Genomic DNA, 22,088 nt, shown 5'->3' with positions numbered 1-22,088 from the left:
AATAAATTTCCAGAGGATTGAATCGATTTTGAGTTTTCTGTGACCACGTCTACGTCTAGCGAAGGTGTTATCAGAAGCATATCGAGCTTGATAAACGTCATTGATGCTATTTCTTTTAAGCTCACGATAGATCGTACTAGGATGTCTTTTAATGAGTTCAGCAAATTTTCTGGCTGAAAAGCCTTCTTTTCTTGACTCAAGCATTAATGCAGTACGATCTTCAAAGTTAAGATGATGGTATGACAATTTTATATACTCCATAAACCCTTTAAATTAATTAGGTGGTTTATGTCGCACTTCAAGTTTTACTCTGCCGTGAGATACCTGACCAAAAATAATTTTATTAATAAATCCCCACAAGCTGGGGATTTTTATATAAAAGTTTATAGACTTAATTTATTTTACTGACTTTTAAAAATAAATTATTAAAAATACTTAAGATATTTATAATATTTAATAATTTTTATTTTCTAATATGGATTAAAATCTAATAATATAAATTAAATTTCTAATTTTTAAATTTATTTTAATATTAAAACAACAACTTAAACTTAAATATATTTAAATTATAATTTATCCTGATTTCAATAAGTCATATATTACTTACCAAAGTTTAAAATAACTTTAATATAGCTACAAGAGACACTTTTTATTAACTAAAAGCAAGGTCAATATAACAGCACTTCAACATTAAAATTTTCTATTTTCCTTAATATAGATGACTAACCTGTTTTATTTTTACATGAGGGAAAATATATGACTACTGCAAAAAATGATAGCAATACTTCAAATACTCATGCATCTACACAACATGACAATCAGCAAGACTCAAGCGTAATGAACAATGTCATGGAAAAAGTAGATCAAATTAAAGAAAAGGCACAAGATAGCCTAGAGAAGATCAATAAAGATGCAGCAGAGCATGGTGGTGTAACTAATATGGTTAAAGATAAAGTAACTCATATGATGGATAACGCTGGTGGTCAAACAAATAATAAAGGCAAATCTGGCTATGACACATCTGCTGGCAAAAAATCACGTTTTTCCCCTACAGTTAAAGGTGTAATGATTGGTGCTGTAGCCGGTAGTGTATTACCTGTATTTGGCACATTTAGTGGTGCGATTATTGGTGGTATTGCAGGTAAAATGTATGACCGTCGCTGCAAGATGAAACTATCTCACTCTTAATTTTGTAAACTGAATAATAATTTAAAATCAGCTGTATCTCTTTCCTACTCCTCATCCCCCCATGAGGAGCTCTTTTTATCTAGTTAGCCATTTTTAGAGCAGTTTGATTTTTATATAACTTCTCACGCGAACATAGTTAACATCAGCATCTGTAGAGCAAATGTAATTAATGTCCGTTTTTTAGACAATTTTATAAAGTTGCGGCTTTTTAAAACAGCAATTCAGATAATGAAGTATTAAAATAAACCTTACTGTTAAGATAGTCACTCTTATACAGACTGTTTTTTTTAATGAAGGAATTTTTTCATGGGCTTTATGAAATCTGTAGTTGCTGTTGCCATAATTATGGTATCGGGACAGGTATTGGCTGCAGGCGAAGCTATGAATACTCAGCCCATAACAACAGAAGGCAAGATATCCGATAATCAACTGCAGAATAAACCCCGTTCAGCTGCCAAGTCTGAACCTTCGGTTGAAAGTAGCAAGCAAGAAGCACAAGCTCCTTTAAGCAAATCAGAACAGGAAAAACAGAGAGCTGCGGCTCAAGAACAATTAGAAAAGATGAAAGAAAAAACAATTGCTGAAAGCTCACCTAGAAAAGGCTTTTTTCAATGGTTTAAGAAGTCTGCTGTCTAGTTATTAGAAAATTTTTAAAGAGAGCCATATTATTGGCTCTTTTTTTATAAGCGTCTTTAGATTTAGCGTTCTATACTGCCAGCTTATAGGCTCATAAAATGGGCTTAATTTAAGAGTCTATAACATATAAATTAGTCTAAATGCTCTAACGTTAAAAGAATAAAGGATTTTTTTTTATTTTGTAGCTATATCTTGCATTTATAGGACAAATCAACAAAAGTGTTAGCCGACAAATGTAACAATAATGATTTTACAATGAAAAAACTTAAGGTTTTAAATTTATTTTTACAAGGGCTAATCTTTGCGGCTGGGGCATTAGGTAGTGCATATAGCTTTGCTGAAACTAAAACAGCCACTCTTCCCTACGCCAATTATCTAGGCGATAAAAGTCAGGATAATGAACCTGACTTGCCTGTTGAAGAGCGGGGACCAGAATGGCTGGACTATATCCCATCATGGGTAGATAAAACGCCTACTCTATTACCCAAGCAGTCTGATGAACCTATTGTGCCTCCAACCGAGGTAACTGAAGACAAAAGTTGGGCCGACCGCAAACAACGTCAGATCCGCAACTGGGCTGATAGATCTTCAAATAAAATTGATAACTGGTTTGGTGAGACAGATCCAAACAAACCAGCAGATGCAACACTACGAATTTTAATTGATAACCGCTGGGATAAACATGATGGCTATGAAATTAAACCGCGTATTCGGGGTAAAATTAATTTGCCCACCTTGGAAAAACGTTTAAGCATTGTATTTGGTGATGAATCTCTTGATAACGAGATTCGTAATAATGTCGCAATTAGTAATGAAAACCGTAATGAGCCGGGTAAATCTCTTGATACGCGTCGTACCCGTGAAGAAAATTCTTCTCTTGCTTTACGCTGGTCGAATTTTGCCAAGCGCCTACCCTTTGAAATTGATGCTGACTTAGGTATCCGCTCAGGTGATGATATCTATGCGCGGATAAAGGCCGAACGTGATTGGCAACTGCGTAATGATTTTACTTTCCATGCTGAACAAATCTATCGTTATGGTATCGACAGTGAAAATTATTTAAGGACCAATCTGGAACTGGTGCATGCCCGTCCAGAGCAACCTGTGCTTGCTAACCAGTTTTCACTGGTCTATGCCGATGAACAGGATGATGACCTCACTTGGGACAACCGGGCCTATCGCGAACACCAGTTCTTTGCCGGAAACCGTTTTAACTATGGTCTTTATACGGGCGGTTTTTATAATAATAGCGACCTGCGTTTAAACAGTTGGGGGCCCTTTATTTCATGGCGTCAACCGCTTTGGCGTGAATGGTTCTATGTACAGGGAGACCTGAATTATCAAAATGATCAACGTGAAGACCGGAGTCATTACTTAAGTACACTGGTCCGTCTGGAAGCAATTTTTTAATTTAACAGTAAATTAATAGGTAGAAAGATATTGTATAGGTCTACAGGAGTCATTAAATATAATACGCTGCTATATATAGGAGTGTATTCCAATATTATGAGTCTTCATAGAAACTTATTTAAATATCCAGTTTATAGAACTTAAAGGTTTAGTTTTTTAGTCATATTAATAGATATTAGTGTGGCTAAGATGATAAGGTAATCACTAAAATTATATTACCCCTATTAATTCTATAATTTGAATTGATTTTATAGATTATTTATTTAAGCCTAAGCTGAATGAAAGTTTATAAATAGATTTATAACCACACCATATAAAAAAGCCTCCCAAAGGAGGCTTTTTTATAAAAATTTTATTTCAGTAATAAACTGTTGATACGTTTTAGATAGGCTGCCGGGTCTTCCGGTAAGCCCCCTTCTGCAATCATGGCCTGATCAAAGATTACGTTTGCCAATTCATCAAACTGCTCAGTATTTTCAAGCTTTTGTACCAGCGGATGTTCAGGGTTAATTTCCAGAATTGGTTTGCTCTCTGGAATAGGCTGCCCAGCCTGTTTCAGCATACGAATAAGTTGCGGAGAAAGCTCACCTTCAGCTGTAACCAAACAGGCCGGTGAATCAACCAGACGCGTAGTTACACGGACTTCTTTGGTTTTATCTTTCAAGGCTCCACTCAGCTTTTCTACTACCGGCTTAAGCTGTTCCTGTGCTTGTTCAAGAGCTTTCTTCTCTTCTGCATCCTGAAGATCACCCAAGTCCACTGCCCCTTTGGAGATATTCTGCATCGGCATACCATCGAACTCATTTACAAAGTTCATAGCCCATTCATCAACACGCTCAGACATCAGCAGAACTTCAATTCCTTTCTTTTTGAATAATTCCAGCTGAGGTGAGTTTTTGGCAGCAGTTAGACTATCGGCAGTAACATAATAAATTGCCTTCTGACCATCCTTCATGCGTGCTTTATAATCTGTCAGAGAAGTGGTGATTTCATCATTGTTTGAAGTTGCATAGCGTAATAGTTTAAGAATACGCTCACGATTGCTGAAATCTTCTCCTAAGCCCTCTTTCAGCACTGCACCAAACTCAGTATAGAACTGCTTAAATTTTTCCTGGTCTTTTTCATCTTCAGATTTAGCCAAGGCATCAAGCATGGTCAAAATACGGCGCGCATTGCCTTCGCGGATGGTTTTAACATCACGGCTTTCCTGTAGCAATTCACGACTCACGTTTAATGGAAGGTCAGCACTATCTACCACGCCCTGTACAAAACGCAGATAATTTGGAATCAGGTTATCTGCATCGTCCATAATAAAGACACGCTTTACATAGAGCTTGATACCAGCTTTGGCCTCACGAGTGAAAATATCATGTGGTGCTTTACTCGGTACATATAACAACTGGGTATATTCGGTACTGCCTTCAACCCGGTTATGTGCCCATGCTAAAGGAGCTTCAAAGTCATGCGTTAAATTTTTATAAAATTCGATATATTGCTCTTCGGTAATCTCGTTTTTATTACGGGTCCAAAGTGCGCTGGCTGAGTTGATAACTTCCCATTCATCAGTTTTGACCATCTTGCCACCCTTGGCTTCTTCACCTTCGGTCGCTTCTTCTTCCTGCCAGACTTCTTTTTGCATCTGTATTGGCAGGCTGATATGGTCAGAGTATTTATTCACAATCTGTTTAACTTTATAGCTTTCCAGATACTGCAACGCATCTTCACGCAAATGCAGAATAATATCTGTACCGCGAGATACTTTTTCAATTTGCTGAACTTCAAATTCACCAGTACCACCGCTAATCCAGCGTACGCCTTCATTTGCTTCGGCACCAGCACGGCGCGATTCTACTGTAATCTTGTCTGCTACAATGAAACCCGAATAAAAACCGACACCGAACTGTCCAATCAGCTGAGCATCAGATTTTTGATCGCCTGTCAGTTTAGACATAAAGTCTTTCGTACCTGATTTGGCAATCGTACCCAGATTATCAATCGCTTCCTGCTGACTCAGACCGATACCGTTATCAGAAATGGTTATGGTTTTATTGTCTTTATCCAAACTGATACGTACATGCAGATCTGGATCGTTTTCATAATATTCAGGATGGTTGATACCTTCAAAACGCAACTTGTCACAGGCATCTGATGCGTTAGAGATCAGTTCGCGAAGAAAAATTTCAGGATTGGAATAGAGAGAATGAGTAACCAGATGTAATAACTGGGCTACTTCAGCCTGAAAGCTATAGTTTTGTGATGTGCTTTGTTCACTCATGATTCACTCCTTCAGATAAGCAGTCATTTTTATTGAATGCCTTATCAATGGAGTGTGGCTTATATTTTTCAATAGATCCGGGTAAATATTTTTATTTTAAAAAGGTCTTTGTGGGTATGACTATAATCTGTAGCCCTCCGGTTGCTGTAACTTGTATACGTCCTGAAAGCATGCGATAGAGGCAACATACTGGTCACGCAGATACAACTATTTCACCTATTGTTTCTAAATAATGGCAGGAATAGCCATCAGTACTCACTGCTTCACAACAGAATAAATTATCGCTATTTTATTATTCGCATCAGGTAGAGTCTGGTATTGGCAGATGATAGGCTCACTTGAAGTCTGAGTTTTTTCATAAAAAGAACTATGGCAGTAGTGTAAAACTGATATTTCTAAAAATAGTCAGACTGCAATCACATATTTCAATTTAACCGCCTCTTATCTGAAATTAATTTAAAACCGGATTAAAAAGAAACTCTATAGATTAGGGGCAGTGATTTTTAATAAGAATAAAATGAATAAAAGCTCTGAATGATTTTTAATCTTTTTATTGTGTTATACCCTGACGTCCTGTCTGGGTATATGGGTTTTACATATTTCAAAAATTTAGAATTTATAGCTATAGCCGAGTGTATAAACCCACGGATTAATATCCAGCGTACCAATATCTGTACCATTTAAACTCAAGTCAGATTCAACCTGTGCATAACGTACATCGACAAATACTCCCCAGTTTTGTGCATCAGCAGGCTGGAAATTAAAGCCCACCTGTCCGGCTACACCATAGGTCACATCAGCTTCAAGTTTTGCATCAGAACCTTTGAGTTTTTCATCCCATGGCACGGCTACTGTGGCACCGATGCCAACATAAGGTGTAAAACGGCTGGCATTCTTGAAATTATATTTTGCAGTAAGCGTTGGTGGTAAATGTTTAAAACTGGCTTCCCCTACATTTTCCAGAATAACATCATGTTTAAATGGTGTAGCAAGCAGAAGTTCTACAGAAAAAGGGGAATCTGCAAAGAAATATTCTACCGATGGAGTAAAACCAATTTCATTGCTCACGGTTGCTGTTGTGTTTGCAATCGTCCCATTATCATCATTTTGAGGAGCCAATACACTAGCGCCCATTTTCACTTGCCAGTCCCCAGCAAACACAGAAGTAGATAATCCCAGCAAAGCAAAAACAAGTATATTTTTTAACATATTTAAATCACCTCAACAATTAACATTTTTATAATAATCTTGTGTATTAATAATATGCAATAGCATAAATAATATAAATTTTATTTTATTTTTAATATATTGATTTACATTACTTTTATTTTAAATTTACTAAAATACTAGGTTTTAAATTATAAGAAAAAATATTAATCCGAGTAATACAATATAGTTTATTTAAAATATATATTATCAATATAATTATTTATAGACTTAATTATTCATATTAATTTAATCGGATTTATTTTAATTTTAACTTTATATTAAAATAAAATAGGCTCCAGATTATCTCTTTAAACAGCTCATTTTTAAGATGAGCTTAAGAGGATAAATCGGAGCCTTAAAAGAAGCTAATAACCAGATGGATTTAAAGTACCATCGCAGCAATCCAGCCGGAGATAAGCAGCGGAATATTAAAATGGATAAATGTAGGTATCACTGTATCCCAAATGTGATCATGCTGACCATCTATTCCCAAACCGGCAGTAGGCCCTAAAGTAGAATCTGAAGCAGGAGAACCGGCATCACCTAGAGCAGCCGCTGTACCAATCAATGCAACTGTGGCTAAAGGACTAAAACCGAACTGTACACATAGCGGAACATAAATTACTGCCAGTACTGGCACACTCGAGAACGATGAACCAATACCAATGGTGACAAATAGGCCGATAAACAGCATAAGAAATGCAGCCAGTGCATGGTTATCTCCAATTAGATGCACAACCCCATTAACCAGACTATTAATGTCACCGGTATGGGTCATCACTGAAGCAAAACCAGCAGCCGAGATCATGATAAAGCCGACCAAGGCCATCATACGCATACCCTGTACAAATACGTCATCAGCATCTTGCCACTTAAAGATACCTGAAGCAGAAAGTACTGCAAAACCGACTAGACCACCCAGAATCATTGAACCTGAATAGAGTTGAGCAGCCAGAGTTAATGCAATTGCCAGAAAAGCCATGATCATGGTTTTCTTTGAAATAACTGGAGCTTCACTCGCAACCTGCTGTAATTCTTTAGCATCTTCTTCAAGTTTTACTTCACCAATGCGAACAGGTTTATCTAAATCAATAGTGGTGACACGGGTAACCGCTTTATCTACGTAATGGCGTGGTTTACGGTAACTGATGAATACAGCCACTAAAGTACCAAGAAGCATACCTAATACAGGAATAGCCATACCCATAGGCATCATCCAGCGGTCCACATGCAGATTATAAGCAGCCCCAATCTTATTAATATTTCCCATGAGAATCTGCTCAAGGAAAATCGCACCAAAACCGACTGGCAGGAAGATATAAGTCCCCACTAAACCTAGTGTTAAGACACAAGCAGCTGCTCGACGATCCAGATTAAGATGATTCATGACCTTAAGTAAAGGCGGAACCAAGACCGGAATAAAAGCGATATGAACTGGAATCAGGTTTTGAGAACAGATAGCTGAAATCAGTAATATTCCTAACAGCAAAAACTTTACTTTCTTAGCACGTGCCTGAGAGACTTCTGCTCCGAGCAAGCCGATCAGTTTATGTGCCAGTAAATCTGGTAAACCTGATTTAGATAAAGCCAGGGCAAAAGCACCTAATACTGCATAAGCGAGTGCTACTTCGGCACCATCACCCAAGCCTGCATTAAATGCACTTACTGTATCAGATAGGCTTAAACCAGCAACCAGGCCCCCAATCATTGCTGAAATGACTAGTGTCAAAACAACAGAAACTCGCGCGATGGATAAAATAAACATCACGGCAATTGCGATTACGACTGCGTTCATGAATTTAATGAAGAAACAAAAAGTGCCTCATTTTAACAGAATTTTTTCAGTCGCAAGCTTACTATCAGTTGCTATAGAAAACTCATAGGGACCATGCAGATAAGAACCAAATTTAGTCAATATTTTTCAAATATTTATAGTTATTTTGAATTTATTTACTCTAGAGTTTTTATTGATAATTTAACTAATCTGGTTGCAAATTTATATAGATTGACCATTTATTCAGACGAGAACAGTATATGATCAATGCGAGTTTATCTTAGTTAACTTAATATTATTTTATAAAGACAAAAATTATAGGTCCGTATGAATCTTTTAAAGAAACTCCAGAATATTCCTGCAGTGTCCAAATTCATGATTAACCGCTATTCCCCTTATCGCGGTGCCGGAATTATGATCGATCAGATTGATCTGCCCAATTATCATATCCGGGTTAAAATGCCACTGACTCGTAAAAACCAGAATATCGTAGGAACTCATTTCGGTGGTAGCCTTTATTCCATGGTCGACCCATTTTATATGCTCATGCTTATGCACCACTTAGGCAATAAATATATTGTATGGGATAAAGCAGCCTCTATCAGTTTCCTTTCGCCAGGACGCAGCACTGTATATGCCGATATACGTCTAAGCCAGGAAGAACTTGAAGAAATCAGAAGGCTGGCCCACAATTATGAACCTGTCCTTCGTCACTACACCTTAAATATTCTGGATGATCAAGGCGTCAGAATTGCTGAAGTGCAAAAAACCTTATATATCCGCCGTAAAAAATCTAAAACGCTGATTAAACCCTATACTCAAATTTAATCTATGCAAAAAAATAAGCGCATCTAGCGCTTATTTTTTCTGTGCTGTTAGCGACGTCTTTCCTGGATAACTACACCGGCGCCACCACCAAGCGCCCCACCAATTGCAGCGCCAGCATTACCACCAATGACTGCTTCACCAACGACTGCTCCCAGACCTGCACCAATTGCACTACCTGTGGTACTGCCGCGCGTGCCACCTTGAGAATTAGTACCTACGCCTGCGCCAGCCGCTGCACCTAAACCAGCACCGACTTTACCGCCTACTGCATTCCCTGCTCCACCACCTACCGCACCACCTAAAGCCGCCGCACCAATGCGCTGCTCACGAGGTGACATGTTTTCACAACCTGCCAACATAAATACTGATGCAGTGGTCACTGCCAATACGCTAACTAATTTTTTCAAGGTTATTATCCCCTGCTTCTATGCTTTATTAGCTTAGTTTAAATTTATGCAGCAATTCTGATGAATATGTTATGAACTAAGTAAGTATTCAGTAATTTATGTAAAAAACTCATGCACTTTATCAGGTATGATTTATCAAGAAATATCATTTCGCAGCTATAAAAAAAGCACCCTTAGGTGCTTTTTTTAAATTCTAGAACTTAAAGCTCTTCATTCAGTGCTTGAGAAAATGCCTGATCTACTTCAGAGAAGTCATTAGCCAAAGCGAATTCTGCAGCTTCTGCTTCCTGACGACGACGCTCCAAGTGATAAGCCAAGCCTGTTCCTGCCGGAATCAGACGGCCTACTACCACGTTTTCTTTCAGGCCGCGCAGATCATCTTCCTTACCTGTTACAGCTGCTTCAGTTAACACACGAGTAGTTTCCTGGAACGATGCAGCAGAAATGAAGGAGTCAGTCGACAATGATGCTTTGGTAATACCCATCAGTTGACGTTCAAACTTCGCAGGAAACTTGTTCTGAGACAGAACTGCCTGGTTCTCTTGAACCACGCGGATATAATCCACTTGTTCACCTTTAATGAAGCTTGAATCACCACCATCAGTGATTTCAACCTTACGCAGCATTTGACGTACGATGACTTCAATATGCTTGTCATTGATTTTTACACCCTGAAGACGGTAAACGTCCTGAACTTCGTTCACGATGTAGTTGGTCAATGCCACTTCGCCTTTCAAACGCAAGATATCATGTGGATTTTGTGGACCATCAGAAATGACTTCACCACGATTCACATGCTCGCCTTCGAACACGTTGATCTGACGCCATTTAGGAATCAGCTCTTCATAAACTTCAGCGCCATCATCCGGAGTAATTACCAGACGGTTTTTACCTTTGGTTTCTTTACCGAAGCTTACTACGCCTGATACTTCTGCCAAGATCGCATGCTCTTTTGGCTTACGTGCTTCAAACAGGTCGGCAACACGTGGCAGACCACCGGTAATATCACGAGTACGTGAAGATTCCTGTGGTACACGGCCAATAACATCACCTACACCAATTGTTTCACCGCTGCGTACAGTCACAATCGTGTTCTGTGGCAGGAAGTAGAACTGTTCACTGCCATCTGCTGTATCAAGTACGATCGCTGGACGCAAATCTTTACCTGATGCAGGACGAGCAGTCACTGGCAGAATCTCAACAGTAGTCATACCTGTTGCATCATCTGTTTTCGATGTTGCAGTCACACCATCAGTAATTTGCGAGAAACGCGCCTTACCAGCCACTTCTGTTACCAGCGGATGGGTATGCGGATCCCAAGTTGCCACAATACCACCAGCTTCTACAGCTTCACCTTCTTTCAGCAGAATGCTTGCACCATACGGCAGTTTGTAACGTTCACGCTCACGACCCAGCTCATCAGCAATACCAACTTCACCCGAACGGGAAACTGAAACCAAGTGGCCTTTAGCATGCTGTACAGTTTTCACATTATGGAAACGTACAGTACCTTTATTACGTACCTGAACACTGTTTGCAGCAGAAGTTCGGCTTGCAGCACCACCCACGTGGAAGGTACGCATGGTTAACTGTGTACCTGGCTCACCAATCGATTGCGCTGCCATAACACCAACAGATTCACCTGGATTCACCAGATGACCACGTGCAAGGTCACGACCATAACATTTTGCACATACACCAAATGCCGAGTCACAGCTGATCACTGAACGTACACGGATTTCATCGATACCTGCTTCTTCAAGCTGAGTAGCAATTTTTTCGTCAATTAACGTATTACGCGGGAAGAGAACCTCTTCACTGCCTGGACGGATCACATCTTCAGCAATCACACGGCCTAGTACACGATCACGTAACGGCTCGATCACGTCACCACCCTGAATGAGTGGAGTCATCGTCAAGCCACCCACAGTGCCACAATCCGGCTCAGTAATGACCAAATCTTGCGCTACGTCAACCAGACGACGCGTCAGGTAACCCGAGTTCGCAGTTTTCAATGCAGTATCGGCCAGACCTTTACGTGCACCGTGAGTCGAGATGAAGTACTGAAGTACAGTCAAACCTTCACGGAAGTTCGCTTTAATCGGCGTTTCAATGATCGAACCATCCGGTTTCGCCATCAGACCACGCATACCTGCGAGCTGACGAATCTGTGCTGCACTACCACGCGCACCAGAGTCAGACATCATATAAATCGAGTTAAATGATTTCTGCTTTTCTTCCTGGCCTTCACGGTTGGTTACACTTACAAATGACAGGTTATCCATCATCGCTTTTGCAACCTGGTCATTAGTACGTGCCCAGATATCCACTACTTTGTTATAACGCTCACCTGCGGTAACAAAGCCCTGTTCAAACTGCTGTTCAATTTCACGAACCTCAGTTTCCGCCTTGTCAATAATTGCCTGTTTCTGTGGCGGAATAACCATGTCTTCCATACCAACAGATACACCAGAGCGAGTCGCTTGACGGAAGCCCAAGTACATTAACTGGTCAGCAAAAATAACAGTATCTTTCAGGCCCAGCTTACGGTAGCAAGAGTTAATCAGTTTCGAGATATTTTTCTTGGTCATCTCTACATTGATCTGCTCGAAGCTTAAACCTTCCGGCACAACTTCCCATAGCAGGCAGCGGCCTGGCGTGGTCTGTACAATGATTGTCTGCTGCTCGCGCTCACCATTTTCATTGATAATGGTCTGGTGTACACGTGCTTTTACGCGGGCATGCATCGCTACCTGACCGGTAGCCAGTGCACGGTTTACCTCATGCGTATCAGCAAACACCATGCCTTCACCTTTGGCATTCACTGCATCACGGGTGATGTAGTAAAGACCTAAGACCACGTCCTGAGACGGCACAATGATAGGTTCACCGTTCGCAGGAGACAGGATGTTATTAGTCGACATCATCAGTGCACGTGCTTCAAGCTGGGCTTCAAGCGTCAATGGTACGTGTACAGCCATTTGGTCACCGTCAAAGTCGGCGTTAAATGCGGTACATACCAGTGGATGCAGACGGATTGCCTTACCTTCAATCAGGATCGGTTCAAACGCTTGAAGACCCAGACGGTGAAGTGTTGGCGCACGGTTTAGCATAACCGGGTGCTGACGGATAACGTGAGCAAGAACATCCCAAACTTCTGGAGTTTCGCGCTCAACCATTTTCTTGGCAGCTTTAATGGTGGTTGCTTGGCCTGAAGCCTGCAGTTTTGCAAAAATAAATGGCTTGAACAGTTCAAGTGCCATTTTCTTAGGCAGACCACACTGATGCAGACGTAGAGACGGCCCTACCGTAATTACTGAACGGCCAGAATAGTCAACACGTTTACCCAGCAAGTTCTGACGGAAACGACCTTGCTTACCTTTGATCATGTCTGCCAAAGATTTTAAAGGACGTTTGTTAGAACCAGTAATGGCACGACCACGACGTCCATTATCCAGCAATGCATCTACAGATTCTTGAAGCATACGTTTTTCATTACGTACGATAATATCTGGAGCAGCCAGGTCAAGAAGACGTTTTAAGCGGTTGTTACGGTTGATCACACGACGGTAAAGATCATTCAGATCAGAAGTCGCAAAACGGCCGCCCTCAAGTGGAACTAACGGACGAAGATCTGGTGGAAGTACTGGCAGTACATTCATCACCATCCATTCCGGCTTATTGTTCGACTCTTTAAAAGCTTCCATCAGTTTAAGACGTTTTGATGCTTTCTTGAGCTTGGTCTCAGACGTAGTTTGTGGAATTTCTTCACGCAAACGAGAGATTTCTGCTTCAAGATCGATATCTTTTAACAGGTCTTGAACAGCTTCCGCACCCATTTTTGCGGTGAATTCATCACCGTGTTCTTCAAGTGCGTTGTAGTATTCTTCATCAGTAAGCAACTGGTATTTCTCAAACGGAGTCATACCCGGATCAGTCACTACATAAGATTCGAAATACAGTACACGTTCAATATCACGCAAGGTCATGTCAAGAAGCAGACCAATACGGCTCGGCAATGATTTCAGGAACCAAATGTGTGCCACTGGAGAGGCAAGCTCGATGTGACCCATACGTTCACGACGAACTTTCGCAGTTGTTACTTCAACGCCACATTTTTCACAGATGACGCCTTTGTACTTCATACGCTTGTATTTACCACACAAGCATTCGTAATCTTTTACTGGACCAAAAATTTTGGCACAGAATAAACCGTCGCGCTCCGGTTTAAAGGTACGATAATTAATTGTCTCAGGCTTTTTCACTTCGCCGTGAGACCATGACTTAATCATTTCTGGTGACGCAAGACCAATACGGATACGGTCAAATTCAACCGGTGCATGACCGTCTGAATCCGTTTTCTTACGCATGATATCGAGCAAGTCTTTCAATTTTTTTCTCCGTGTACCGGGGGGCACATTGCCCGCCCGGCTGGGTCACAAATATTGTTTTTACCTGAAAAGGTGAAGGGTCCTAGACCTTAGTCACCATTTTTCAGTTCAATGTTGATACCTAAAGAACGGATCTCTTTGGTCAATACGTTGAACGATTCAGGCATGCCCGGATCCATATAATGGTTTCCATCTACAATATTCTTATAGATGCGGGTACGGCCTTCAACGTCATCCGACTTCACGGTCAGCATCTCTTGAAGAGTATATGCTGCACCGTAAGCTTCAAGTGCCCAGACTTCCATCTCACCGAAACGCTGACCACCGAATTGTGCTTTACCACCAAGCGGCTGTTGCGTTACAAGAGAGTAAGAACCGGTAGAACGCGCATGCATCTTGTCATCCACCAAGTGGTTGAGTTTAAGCATATACATGTAACCTACAGTTACCGGACGGTCAAACTGTTCGCCTGTACGTCCATCAAACAGGATCTGCTGGCCAGAACGTGGCAGTTCTGCAAGTTCAAGTAACTCTTTGATCTGGCCTTCTTCGGCACCATCAAATACTGGAGTTGCCAGTGGCACACCCTTGCTGAGGTTTCCTGCAAGTTTCAAGATTTCATCATCAGTCAGTGTATCAAGCTGTTCTTGCTCACCACCGACTTTATTGTAAATCTTATCAAGAAAATCACGCAGTTCAACAATAGCACGCTGCTGTTTAAGCATCTTGTCGATCTGCTCACCTAAACCTTTTGCAGCAAGACCCAAATGTGTTTCCAGAATCTGTCCCACGTTCATACGTGATGGTACACCTAGCGGGTTTAATACCACATCAACCGGAACACCATTGGCATCATGTGGCATGTCTTCTACAGGCAGGATTTGTGATACCACACCCTTGTTCCCGTGACGACCCGCCATTTTATCACCCGGCTGGATACGACGTTTAACTGCTAGATAAACCTTCACAACTTTCAATACGCCATGAGTCAGCTCATCACCCGTAGAAAGCTTGCGTTTCTTCTCGGCAAACTTCTCGTCAATCTCGGTGCTTTTCTCTTTCAAGAACACCTGGATCTGGGTTAAACGTTCAGCAATCGCTTCATCGCTTGGCTGGATTTCGAGCAGATCAATCAGTTCAAGGCCAGATAGCAATTCTTCAGACAGTTTCTCACCACGTTTAGTATTTCCACCGCCGTTAGACACCTGATCTTTCAGCAAACGTACAATACGTTCACGAGCCGCTTCTTCAAAGATTTTATATTCTTCTTTCAAATCTTTACGATAAGCGTCAAGTTGTGCTTTCTCAATCGCCAGTGCACGGTCATCTTTTTCCAGACCATCACGTGTAAACACCTGGACGTCAATTACCGTACCTTTGGTACCTGATGGAACACGTAAAGATGAATCTTTTACATCAGCTGCTTTCTCACCGAAGATAGCGCGAAGCAGTTTTTCTTCAGGTGTGAGCTGAGTTTCACCTTTAGGTGTCACTTTACCAACCAGAATATCGCCAGCCGTTACTTCTGCACCGATATAAACAATACCGGATTCATCCAGTTTAGAAAGCGCAGCTTCACCTACGTTTGGAATATCCGCAGTAATTTCTTCTGCACCCAGTTTGGTATCACGTGCTACACATGACAATTCCTGAATGTGAATAGAAGTTAAACGGTCTTCCTGAAGTACACGTTCAGAAAGCAGGATTGAGTCTTCGTAGTTGTAACCATTCCAAGTCATGAATGCAACACGCATGTTCTGACCAAGTGCTAATTCACCACCATCCGTAGACGGGCCATCAGCCAGTACATCACCACGACCAACTTTATCACCCAGATTCACCAGAACTTTCTGGTTAATACAGGTATTCTGGTTTGAACGTGTGTATTTGATCAGGTTATAGATATCTACACCCGCTTCACCCGCAATCATCTCGTCTTCGTTAACACGAATAACTACACGTGACGCATCTACGAATTCAATGGTACCGCCACGTTTTGCAATTACACATACACCTGAGTCACGTGCAACATTCGCTTCCATACCTGTCCCTACTAGCGGTTTGTCCGCAATCAGTGTCGGTACAGCCTGACGCTGCATGTTTGAACCCATCAATGCACGGTTGGCATCATCGTGCTCAAGGAATGGAATCAGAGATGCCGCTACAGAAACTACCTGCTGTGCAGAAACATCCATATGCGTAATACGCTCTGGAGCCATACGCACAAATTCGCCCTGGTAACGTACAGAAACCAGCTCTTCGGTTAAATAACCATCTTTATCGAGTGCAGAGTCGGCCTGAGCAATCACAGTTCCTACTTCTTCAATTGCAGACAGATATTCAACTTCATCTGTTACACGGCCATCTACCACTTTACGGTAAGGCGTTTCCAAGAAACCAAATTCATTGGTTTTTGCGTATACAGACAGCGAGTTAATCAGACCGATGTTTGGTCCTTCAGGGGTTTCAATCGGACACACACGACCATAGTGGGTCTGGTGTACGTCACGCACCTCAAAGCCTGCGCGCTCACGGGTCAAACCGCCTGGTCCAAGTGCCGATACACGACGCTTATGTGTAATTTCAGATAGCGGGTTATTCTGATCCATAAACTGGGACAACTGGCTTGAACCAAAGAATTCTTTGATTGCAGCAGCTACCGGTTTAGCATTGATCAGGTCCTGTGGAGACAGGTTGTCAGTTTCTGCCTGTGACAGACGCTCTTTAACTGCACGTTCAACACGGACCAGACCTACACGGAACTGGTTCTCAGTCATTTCACCTACAGAACGGACACGACGGTTACCCAAATGGTCAATATCATCGACCTCACCCTTACCGTTACGAATTTCAACTAAAGTACGTAATACATCGATGATATCTTCATTCGAGAGAATACCTTCAACTTCACGTGACTTCTGGTCAGTTCCTACTTCGTATGGGCGACCTAAACGACGGTTGAACTTCATACGACCAACAGGTGACAGGTCATAACGCTCAGAAGAGAAGAACAGGTTATTGAACAGGTTCTCAGCAGCTTCTTTTGTTGGCGGCTCGCCTGGACGCATTACCTTATAGATCTCAACCAGGGCTTCTTCACGGCCACTTGTTGTATCTGCACGTAAGGTATCTGCCACGAATGAACCACGGTCAATATCATTGGTATACAAGATATTAAACTGCTTCACGCCACCTTCAGCAATCTTCACCATGATTTCATGGCTCAGCAAGGTATTCGCAGCAATTACATCGCCTGATTTCAGGCTAATATCTTCAGCAGTAATCCGTTCGTACAGGTACTCATCAGGAACTGGCAGTTTAGTCAGGCCAGAAGCTTCCATTTGACGTACATGACGTGCATTGATACGTTTACCCTGCTCAACAATCACTTTGCCATCATTGTCAGCAATATCGAACTGCGCCATTTCACCACGCAGGCGTTCAGGCACGAGATCAATCTGATAACTGCCCATATCCAGATACACAGGGACTTTCTCATAGAACAGATCCAGAATCTGTTCATTGTTATAGCCCAGTGCACGCATAACTACAGTAGCAAGTAATTTACGACGACGGTCGATACGTACATATACCAGGTCTTTGGCATCAAACTCAAAATCAAGCCATGAACCACGGTAAGGAATAATACGTGCTGAATACAACACTTTACCGCTTGAGTGGGTTTTACCTTTGTCATGGTCAAAGAATACACCCGGTGAACGATGTAACTGAGATACGATTACACGCTCGGTACCATTGATGACAAAGGTACCATTTTCAGTCATGAGTGGAATTTCACCCATATAGACTTCTTGTTCACGAACATCTTTGATTGATTTCGTTTCGCGATCTTTAATGATCAGACGAATCTTTACGCGCATTGGTGCCGCATAGGTTGAGCCACGAAGAATACATTCGCGGACATCAAACTCGGGTTTACCAAGGCTATACTCAACAAATTCTAAAGCAGCATTGCCAGAATAACTTTCTATAGGAAAAACTGAACGAAATGCGGCTTGGAGACCGATATCTTCGCGGTTTTTTGGAGTTTTGCCGTCTTGCAGGAAAGTACGGTACGAGTCGACTTGAATAGACAACAGGTACGGTGCTTCCATGACTTGGGGCAATTTACCAAAATTCTTACGGATCCGTTTCTTTTCGGTATATGAGTATGCCATCTGGAGTCCTCGGAAAGTAAACCAAGCCCGCCTGCAGAACGGGCTCAGAAGGAATTACGCAGGCCGATATGGCCACCACTTTTTACAAAAGCTGCAATCTTGAGTGGTATGAAAACGCTTATCAATATTTTCAAATCAAAAAATATTGGTAAGCGTTTGAATTTATTTGATTTATTATTAAATTAACCGATATATTCAGCAAACTAACAAAAATCGAGCCGATTATTGTAACGCAAAAAGGCTGATGACCCAAGAGCCATCAGCCATTTTATGGAGCCGATTAAAAAATCGACTCCTTAAAGAATTACTTAAGAGTAACTGTAGCACCAGCTTCTTCAAGTTTTTTCTTAAGCTCTTCGCCTTCTTCTTTAGAAACGCCTTCTTTAACAGCTGAAGGAGCGCTTTCAACAAGATCTTTAGCTTCTTTAAGACCAAGGCCAGTTGCTTCACGAACTGCTTTAATTACAGCAACTTTGTTCGCGCCGAAAGAAGTCAACTCAACGTTGAATTCAGTTTGTTCTTCAGCAGCAGCAGCGCCAGCACCTGGAGCAGCAGCAACAGCTACAGCAGCAGCAGATACATTGAATTTCTCTTCGAAAGCAGAGATCAGTTCAACAAGCTCAAGAACAGTTTTTTCAGCAACTGCATTTAAGATTTCTTCGTTAGTTAAAGCCATGAGAGTAACTCCAAATGGATATTGAATGGTGTGAAAGTAGATTTAAGCTTAAGCAGCTTCTGACTCGTTTTTCTCTTTGAGCGCAGTAATAAGGCGACCCAATTTCGAGATAGGAGCCTGAAGAACATTAGCAAGCATAGTAAGTGCTTTTTCTTGGTTTGGAAGATTCGCGATTACACTAACTTCAGCACCTTCATAAACCTTGCCATCAAAGGCAGCAGCTTTAAGTTCAAATGCTTTGTTAGTTTTAGCAAATTCTTCAAACAAGCGTGCAGCTGCACCCATGTCATCTTCAGAAGTTGAGAAAGCCAAGATTGTTGGGCCAACAAGGTTGTCATTCAAGATATTGAATTGAGTATCTTGAAGAGCACGCTTAGCCAGAGTGTTACGCACGATACGTGTAGTAACACCAAGCTTACGAGCTTCAACACGAAGAGCAGTTAACTGCCCAACTGTCAGACCTTGGTAGTCAGCAACAACAGCTGAGAACGCTTTAGAAGCAACTTCACTTACTTCTGCAACGATCTGTTTTTTGTCTTCGATAAGAAGAGCCATTGTAAAACCTCCTAACGGTGATTTATGTACCCAAACAGGTACACTCCCAATTCGTAAATCCAATCACTGGACTTACACGCGGAGGAGGAATAAATCACACCACCGCGTCTACGCAGGCTGGGCTATTAAGAGTTCAGGTACAGAACCTTCCCTCGCCTGAGGTCTTTGACGCTAATAGGCTTTAACCTATCAATTCAAAGTCCACTCCAGTTGCTAAAAATTTATATTTCCAAGCTACTGGAGATTTTAAGAATTCTGTCTAAGAATAAACTTAGTTAGAAACGTTGCTTACATCAACAACCAGACCAGGACCCATAGTAGAGCTTAGTGTGATTTTCTTGATGTATACACCTTTTGAGGTCGCTGGTTTAAGTTTTTTCAAATCAGCAATCAAAGTTTCAACGTTTTGACGAACAGCAGATGCTTCAAAGCCAATCTGGCCGATTGCAGCATGGATAATACCTGCTTTGTCTACACGGTAACGTGCTTGACCTGACTTTGCATTTTTAACTGCATTTGCCACGTCAGGAGTTACAGTACCCACTTTCGGGTTTGGCATTAAGCCACGCGGACCAAGAATCGTACCCAATTTACCTACAACGCGCATAGCGTCAGGCGCAGCGATCACAACATCAAAGTTCAGATCACCACCTTGGATGCTCTCAGCAAGGTCATCAAAACCAACAATATCAGCACCAGCTGCTTTAGCTGCTTCTGCTTGTGCACCTTGAGCAAAAACTGCAACACGTACAGTTTTACCAGTACCTGCAGGAAGCGTAGTCGCACCACGAACAACCTGGTCAGATTTACGTGGATCTACACCAAGGTTTACTGCGATATCCAAAGATTCTTTGAATTTCGCTGCTGGAAGGCTGCTTAGAACCTGTACTGCTTCTTCTAAAGTGTAAACTTTGTTTGCTTCAATAGCAGCAGCAATGGCTTTTTGACGTTTAGTTAACTTTGCCATGTCTTATAGCTCCACTTCCAAGCCCATAGAACGCGCAGAACCAGCAATGGTACGTACACGTGCGTCTAAATCAGCACCAGTTAGATCTGGTTCTTTAGTAGTCGCAATTTCTTCTAATTGAGCACGAGTCAACTTACCCACTTTAGTTTTGTTAGGTATAGCTGAACCTTTTTGGATACCAGCAGCTTTCTTAAGAAGAATTGCTGCAGGTGGAGTTTTCATGATAAAAGTGAACGACTTGTCGTTGTACACAGTGATCACGACAGGAATTGGCAGACCTGGTTCAACTTTTTGTGTAGCAGCATTGAATTCTTTACAGAATGCCATGATGTTTACACCACGTTGACCTAATGCAGGACCAATCGGTGGAGATGGATTCGCTTTACCAGCTGGAACTTGCAGCTTGATATAGCCGTCAATCTTCTTAGCCATTATTAAATACCTCTGGGTACAAACGCCGTCAGGCTCCCCGATTTATTCATGTAACAGTAATCGTTACCATAACAATGCCCGACGAATCGGGCGTTTTAACACCAACCTAGCTTAAACTGATTTTTCGACTTGGCGAAACTCGAGTTCAACCTGTGTAGGTCGGTTAAATACATTGATGGTCAGCGTTAAACGTGACTTATCGTATTGAACTTCTTCCACCACGCCTTTAAAGTCGGTGAATGGACCGTCAACTACGAGTAATTCTTCACCTGGCTCGAACATTGTCTTAGGACGAGGTGCTTCACCAGTATTGCGAACACGTGCAAGAATCGCATCTGCTTCACGCTGAGTGATGGGTGCAGGTTTTTCAGGCGTACCACCGATAAAACCAAGCACTTTTGGACATTCTTTTACAATATGCCAAGTATCATCATTCATTTCCATTTCGACTAACACATAGCCTGGAAAGAATTTACGTTCAGATTTACGTTTTTTGCCATCCTTCATCTCTACCACTTCTTCGGTAGGGACCAGGACTTCACCAAAGCTGTCGGCAACAGCGCTACGCTGGATTCGATCATTAAGCGAACGCATCACTTGTTTTTCATAGCCCGAATAGGCATGAATAATGTACCAACGTTTCATAGCTCTTTACCCGATAATTAGCTTAATCAACCAACCCAATCCGTAGTCAAAACACCACAGTACCACTGATGCAATGATAACAACCACAAGAACCTGCCAAGATGTGGTCACGGTTTCTTGCTTGGTTGGCCAAGTGACTCGGCGCAGCTCAACTCGCGCGTCTTTCAACAAACGAATAAAGGCTTTGCCTTGATGGGTGGCGTATAATAAACCTAAAGCCACTACGATACAAGCCAAAATTACCCCAACGCGCACCCAAATATCATTTGCAGGTGCCCAATACGCTGGCAGATGCTGGTTCACCAAAGTCGCACTGATTAATAAGGCTAAAGCAATAAGCCATAGCACAACATCTAGCACAGACCCGGAACGGACAACTTCAGCAGGATTATTTCTTTGAGGAATTGGCGCGTCGCTCAATGCGTCACGCGATTTATCATTCGACATTTTTGTACTCGTCGTAGGATTCGCGACTTATTATATGACAATTCAGCCAGCATCAAGCTTTTTTATTCAG

General features: G+C 41.7%; 17 protein-coding genes. 4 read left to right on the top strand and 13 right to left on the bottom strand.

What is annotated here, in order from left to right:
* On the bottom strand, positions 1-204 hold a 204-nt coding region (locus tag N518_RS16695), incomplete at its 3' end, for a helix-turn-helix domain-containing protein (RefSeq protein WP_249364825.1).
* Between the two features lie 762 nt (positions 205-966).
* Here N518_RS16695 and N518_RS17495 point away from each other — a divergent pair.
* From N518_RS17495 to N518_RS0105080, 3 genes are all read left to right on the top strand, one after another.
* Entirely contained in the window at positions 967-1,188 is a 222-nt protein-coding gene (locus N518_RS17495; protein ID WP_392388351.1) for a hypothetical protein, read from the top strand.
* A 306-nt stretch (positions 1,189-1,494) separates the two neighbouring features.
* A complete protein-coding gene (locus N518_RS0105085; RefSeq protein ID WP_005405443.1) occupies positions 1,495-1,824 on the top strand; it encodes a hypothetical protein in 330 nt (109 codons plus the stop codon).
* A gap of 255 nt (positions 1,825-2,079) precedes the next feature.
* Positions 2,080-3,234, top strand: a complete 1,155-nt coding sequence (locus tag N518_RS0105080) for a hypothetical protein (RefSeq protein ID WP_016801146.1) — start codon at positions 2,080-2,082, stop codon at positions 3,232-3,234.
* A gap of 352 nt (positions 3,235-3,586) precedes the next feature.
* Here the strand turns inward: N518_RS0105080 and htpG are convergent, their stop codons facing one another.
* The 3 genes from htpG to N518_RS0105065 all read right to left on the bottom strand — a co-directional run bounded on the left by htpG (position 3,587) and on the right by N518_RS0105065 (position 8,513).
* Positions 3,587-5,509 carry a molecular chaperone HtpG gene (gene htpG / locus N518_RS0105075; RefSeq protein ID WP_005023027.1) on the bottom strand — a complete coding sequence of 641 codons (1,923 nt, stop codon included), beginning with the start codon at positions 5,507-5,509 and terminating at the stop codon, positions 3,587-3,589.
* A 609-nt stretch (positions 5,510-6,118) separates the two neighbouring features.
* The gene (locus tag N518_RS0105070; RefSeq protein WP_005017049.1) at positions 6,119-6,718 is read right to left on the bottom strand and encodes an OmpW/AlkL family protein; all 600 of its coding nucleotides are present in this window, start codon (positions 6,716-6,718) and stop codon (positions 6,119-6,121) included.
* A 382-nt stretch (positions 6,719-7,100) separates the two neighbouring features.
* Positions 7,101-8,513: a Na+/H+ antiporter family protein gene (locus N518_RS0105065; RefSeq protein WP_005405221.1), complete on the bottom strand. Its 1,413-nt coding sequence runs from the start codon at positions 8,511-8,513 to the stop codon at positions 7,101-7,103.
* 306 nt (positions 8,514-8,819) lie between these two features.
* Here N518_RS0105065 and N518_RS0105060 point away from each other — a divergent pair, with 306 nt between their 5' ends.
* Positions 8,820-9,320, top strand: coding sequence for a DUF4442 domain-containing protein (locus N518_RS0105060; RefSeq protein WP_005017053.1), 501 nt, complete (start codon positions 8,820-8,822; stop codon positions 9,318-9,320).
* Between the two features lie 47 nt (positions 9,321-9,367).
* Here N518_RS0105060 and N518_RS0105055 read toward each other — a convergent pair whose 3' ends face one another.
* The 9 genes from N518_RS0105055 to secE form a co-directional block, all read right to left on the bottom strand.
* Entirely contained in the window at positions 9,368-9,679 is a 312-nt protein-coding gene (locus tag N518_RS0105055; protein WP_228131036.1) for a DNA transfer protein p32, read from the bottom strand.
* Between the two features lie 248 nt (positions 9,680-9,927).
* The gene (gene rpoC / locus N518_RS0105050) at positions 9,928-14,118 is read right to left on the bottom strand and encodes a DNA-directed RNA polymerase subunit beta' (protein WP_005023025.1); all 4,191 of its coding nucleotides are present in this window, start codon (positions 14,116-14,118) and stop codon (positions 9,928-9,930) included.
* A gap of 89 nt (positions 14,119-14,207) precedes the next feature.
* Entirely contained in the window at positions 14,208-18,296 is a 4,089-nt protein-coding gene (gene rpoB, locus N518_RS0105045; RefSeq protein ID WP_005023022.1) for a DNA-directed RNA polymerase subunit beta, read from the bottom strand.
* A gap of 304 nt (positions 18,297-18,600) precedes the next feature.
* A complete protein-coding gene (gene rplL / locus N518_RS0105040; protein WP_005017060.1) occupies positions 18,601-18,972 on the bottom strand; it encodes a 50S ribosomal protein L7/L12 in 372 nt (123 codons plus the stop codon).
* Positions 18,973-19,020: 48 nt separating this feature from the next.
* Entirely contained in the window at positions 19,021-19,527 is a 507-nt protein-coding gene (gene rplJ / locus N518_RS0105035; RefSeq protein ID WP_005017063.1) for a 50S ribosomal protein L10, read from the bottom strand.
* Between the two features lie 271 nt (positions 19,528-19,798).
* Complete coding sequence (gene rplA, locus N518_RS0105030) at positions 19,799-20,494, bottom strand: 50S ribosomal protein L1 (protein ID WP_005017065.1); 696 nt, start codon at positions 20,492-20,494, stop codon at positions 19,799-19,801.
* Positions 20,495-20,497: 3 nt separating this feature from the next.
* Positions 20,498-20,926: a 50S ribosomal protein L11 gene (gene rplK / locus N518_RS0105025; RefSeq protein WP_005017067.1), complete on the bottom strand. Its 429-nt coding sequence runs from the start codon at positions 20,924-20,926 to the stop codon at positions 20,498-20,500.
* A gap of 111 nt (positions 20,927-21,037) precedes the next feature.
* Complete coding sequence (gene nusG / locus N518_RS0105020) at positions 21,038-21,571, bottom strand: transcription termination/antitermination protein NusG (protein ID WP_005023018.1); 534 nt, start codon at positions 21,569-21,571, stop codon at positions 21,038-21,040.
* Positions 21,572-21,577: 6 nt separating this feature from the next.
* The gene (gene secE / locus N518_RS0105015) at positions 21,578-22,018 is read right to left on the bottom strand and encodes a preprotein translocase subunit SecE (protein WP_005023016.1); all 441 of its coding nucleotides are present in this window, start codon (positions 22,016-22,018) and stop codon (positions 21,578-21,580) included.
* Positions 22,019-22,088: the final 70 nt, after the last annotated feature.

The organism is Acinetobacter sp. UNC436CL71CviS28, from assembly GCF_000620525.1.
GTDB lineage: Bacteria > Pseudomonadota > Gammaproteobacteria > Pseudomonadales > Moraxellaceae > Acinetobacter > Acinetobacter radioresistens.
The sequence above is the reverse complement of the archived record's forward strand: the minus strand, read 5'-3'. Positions and strand labels throughout refer to the sequence as shown.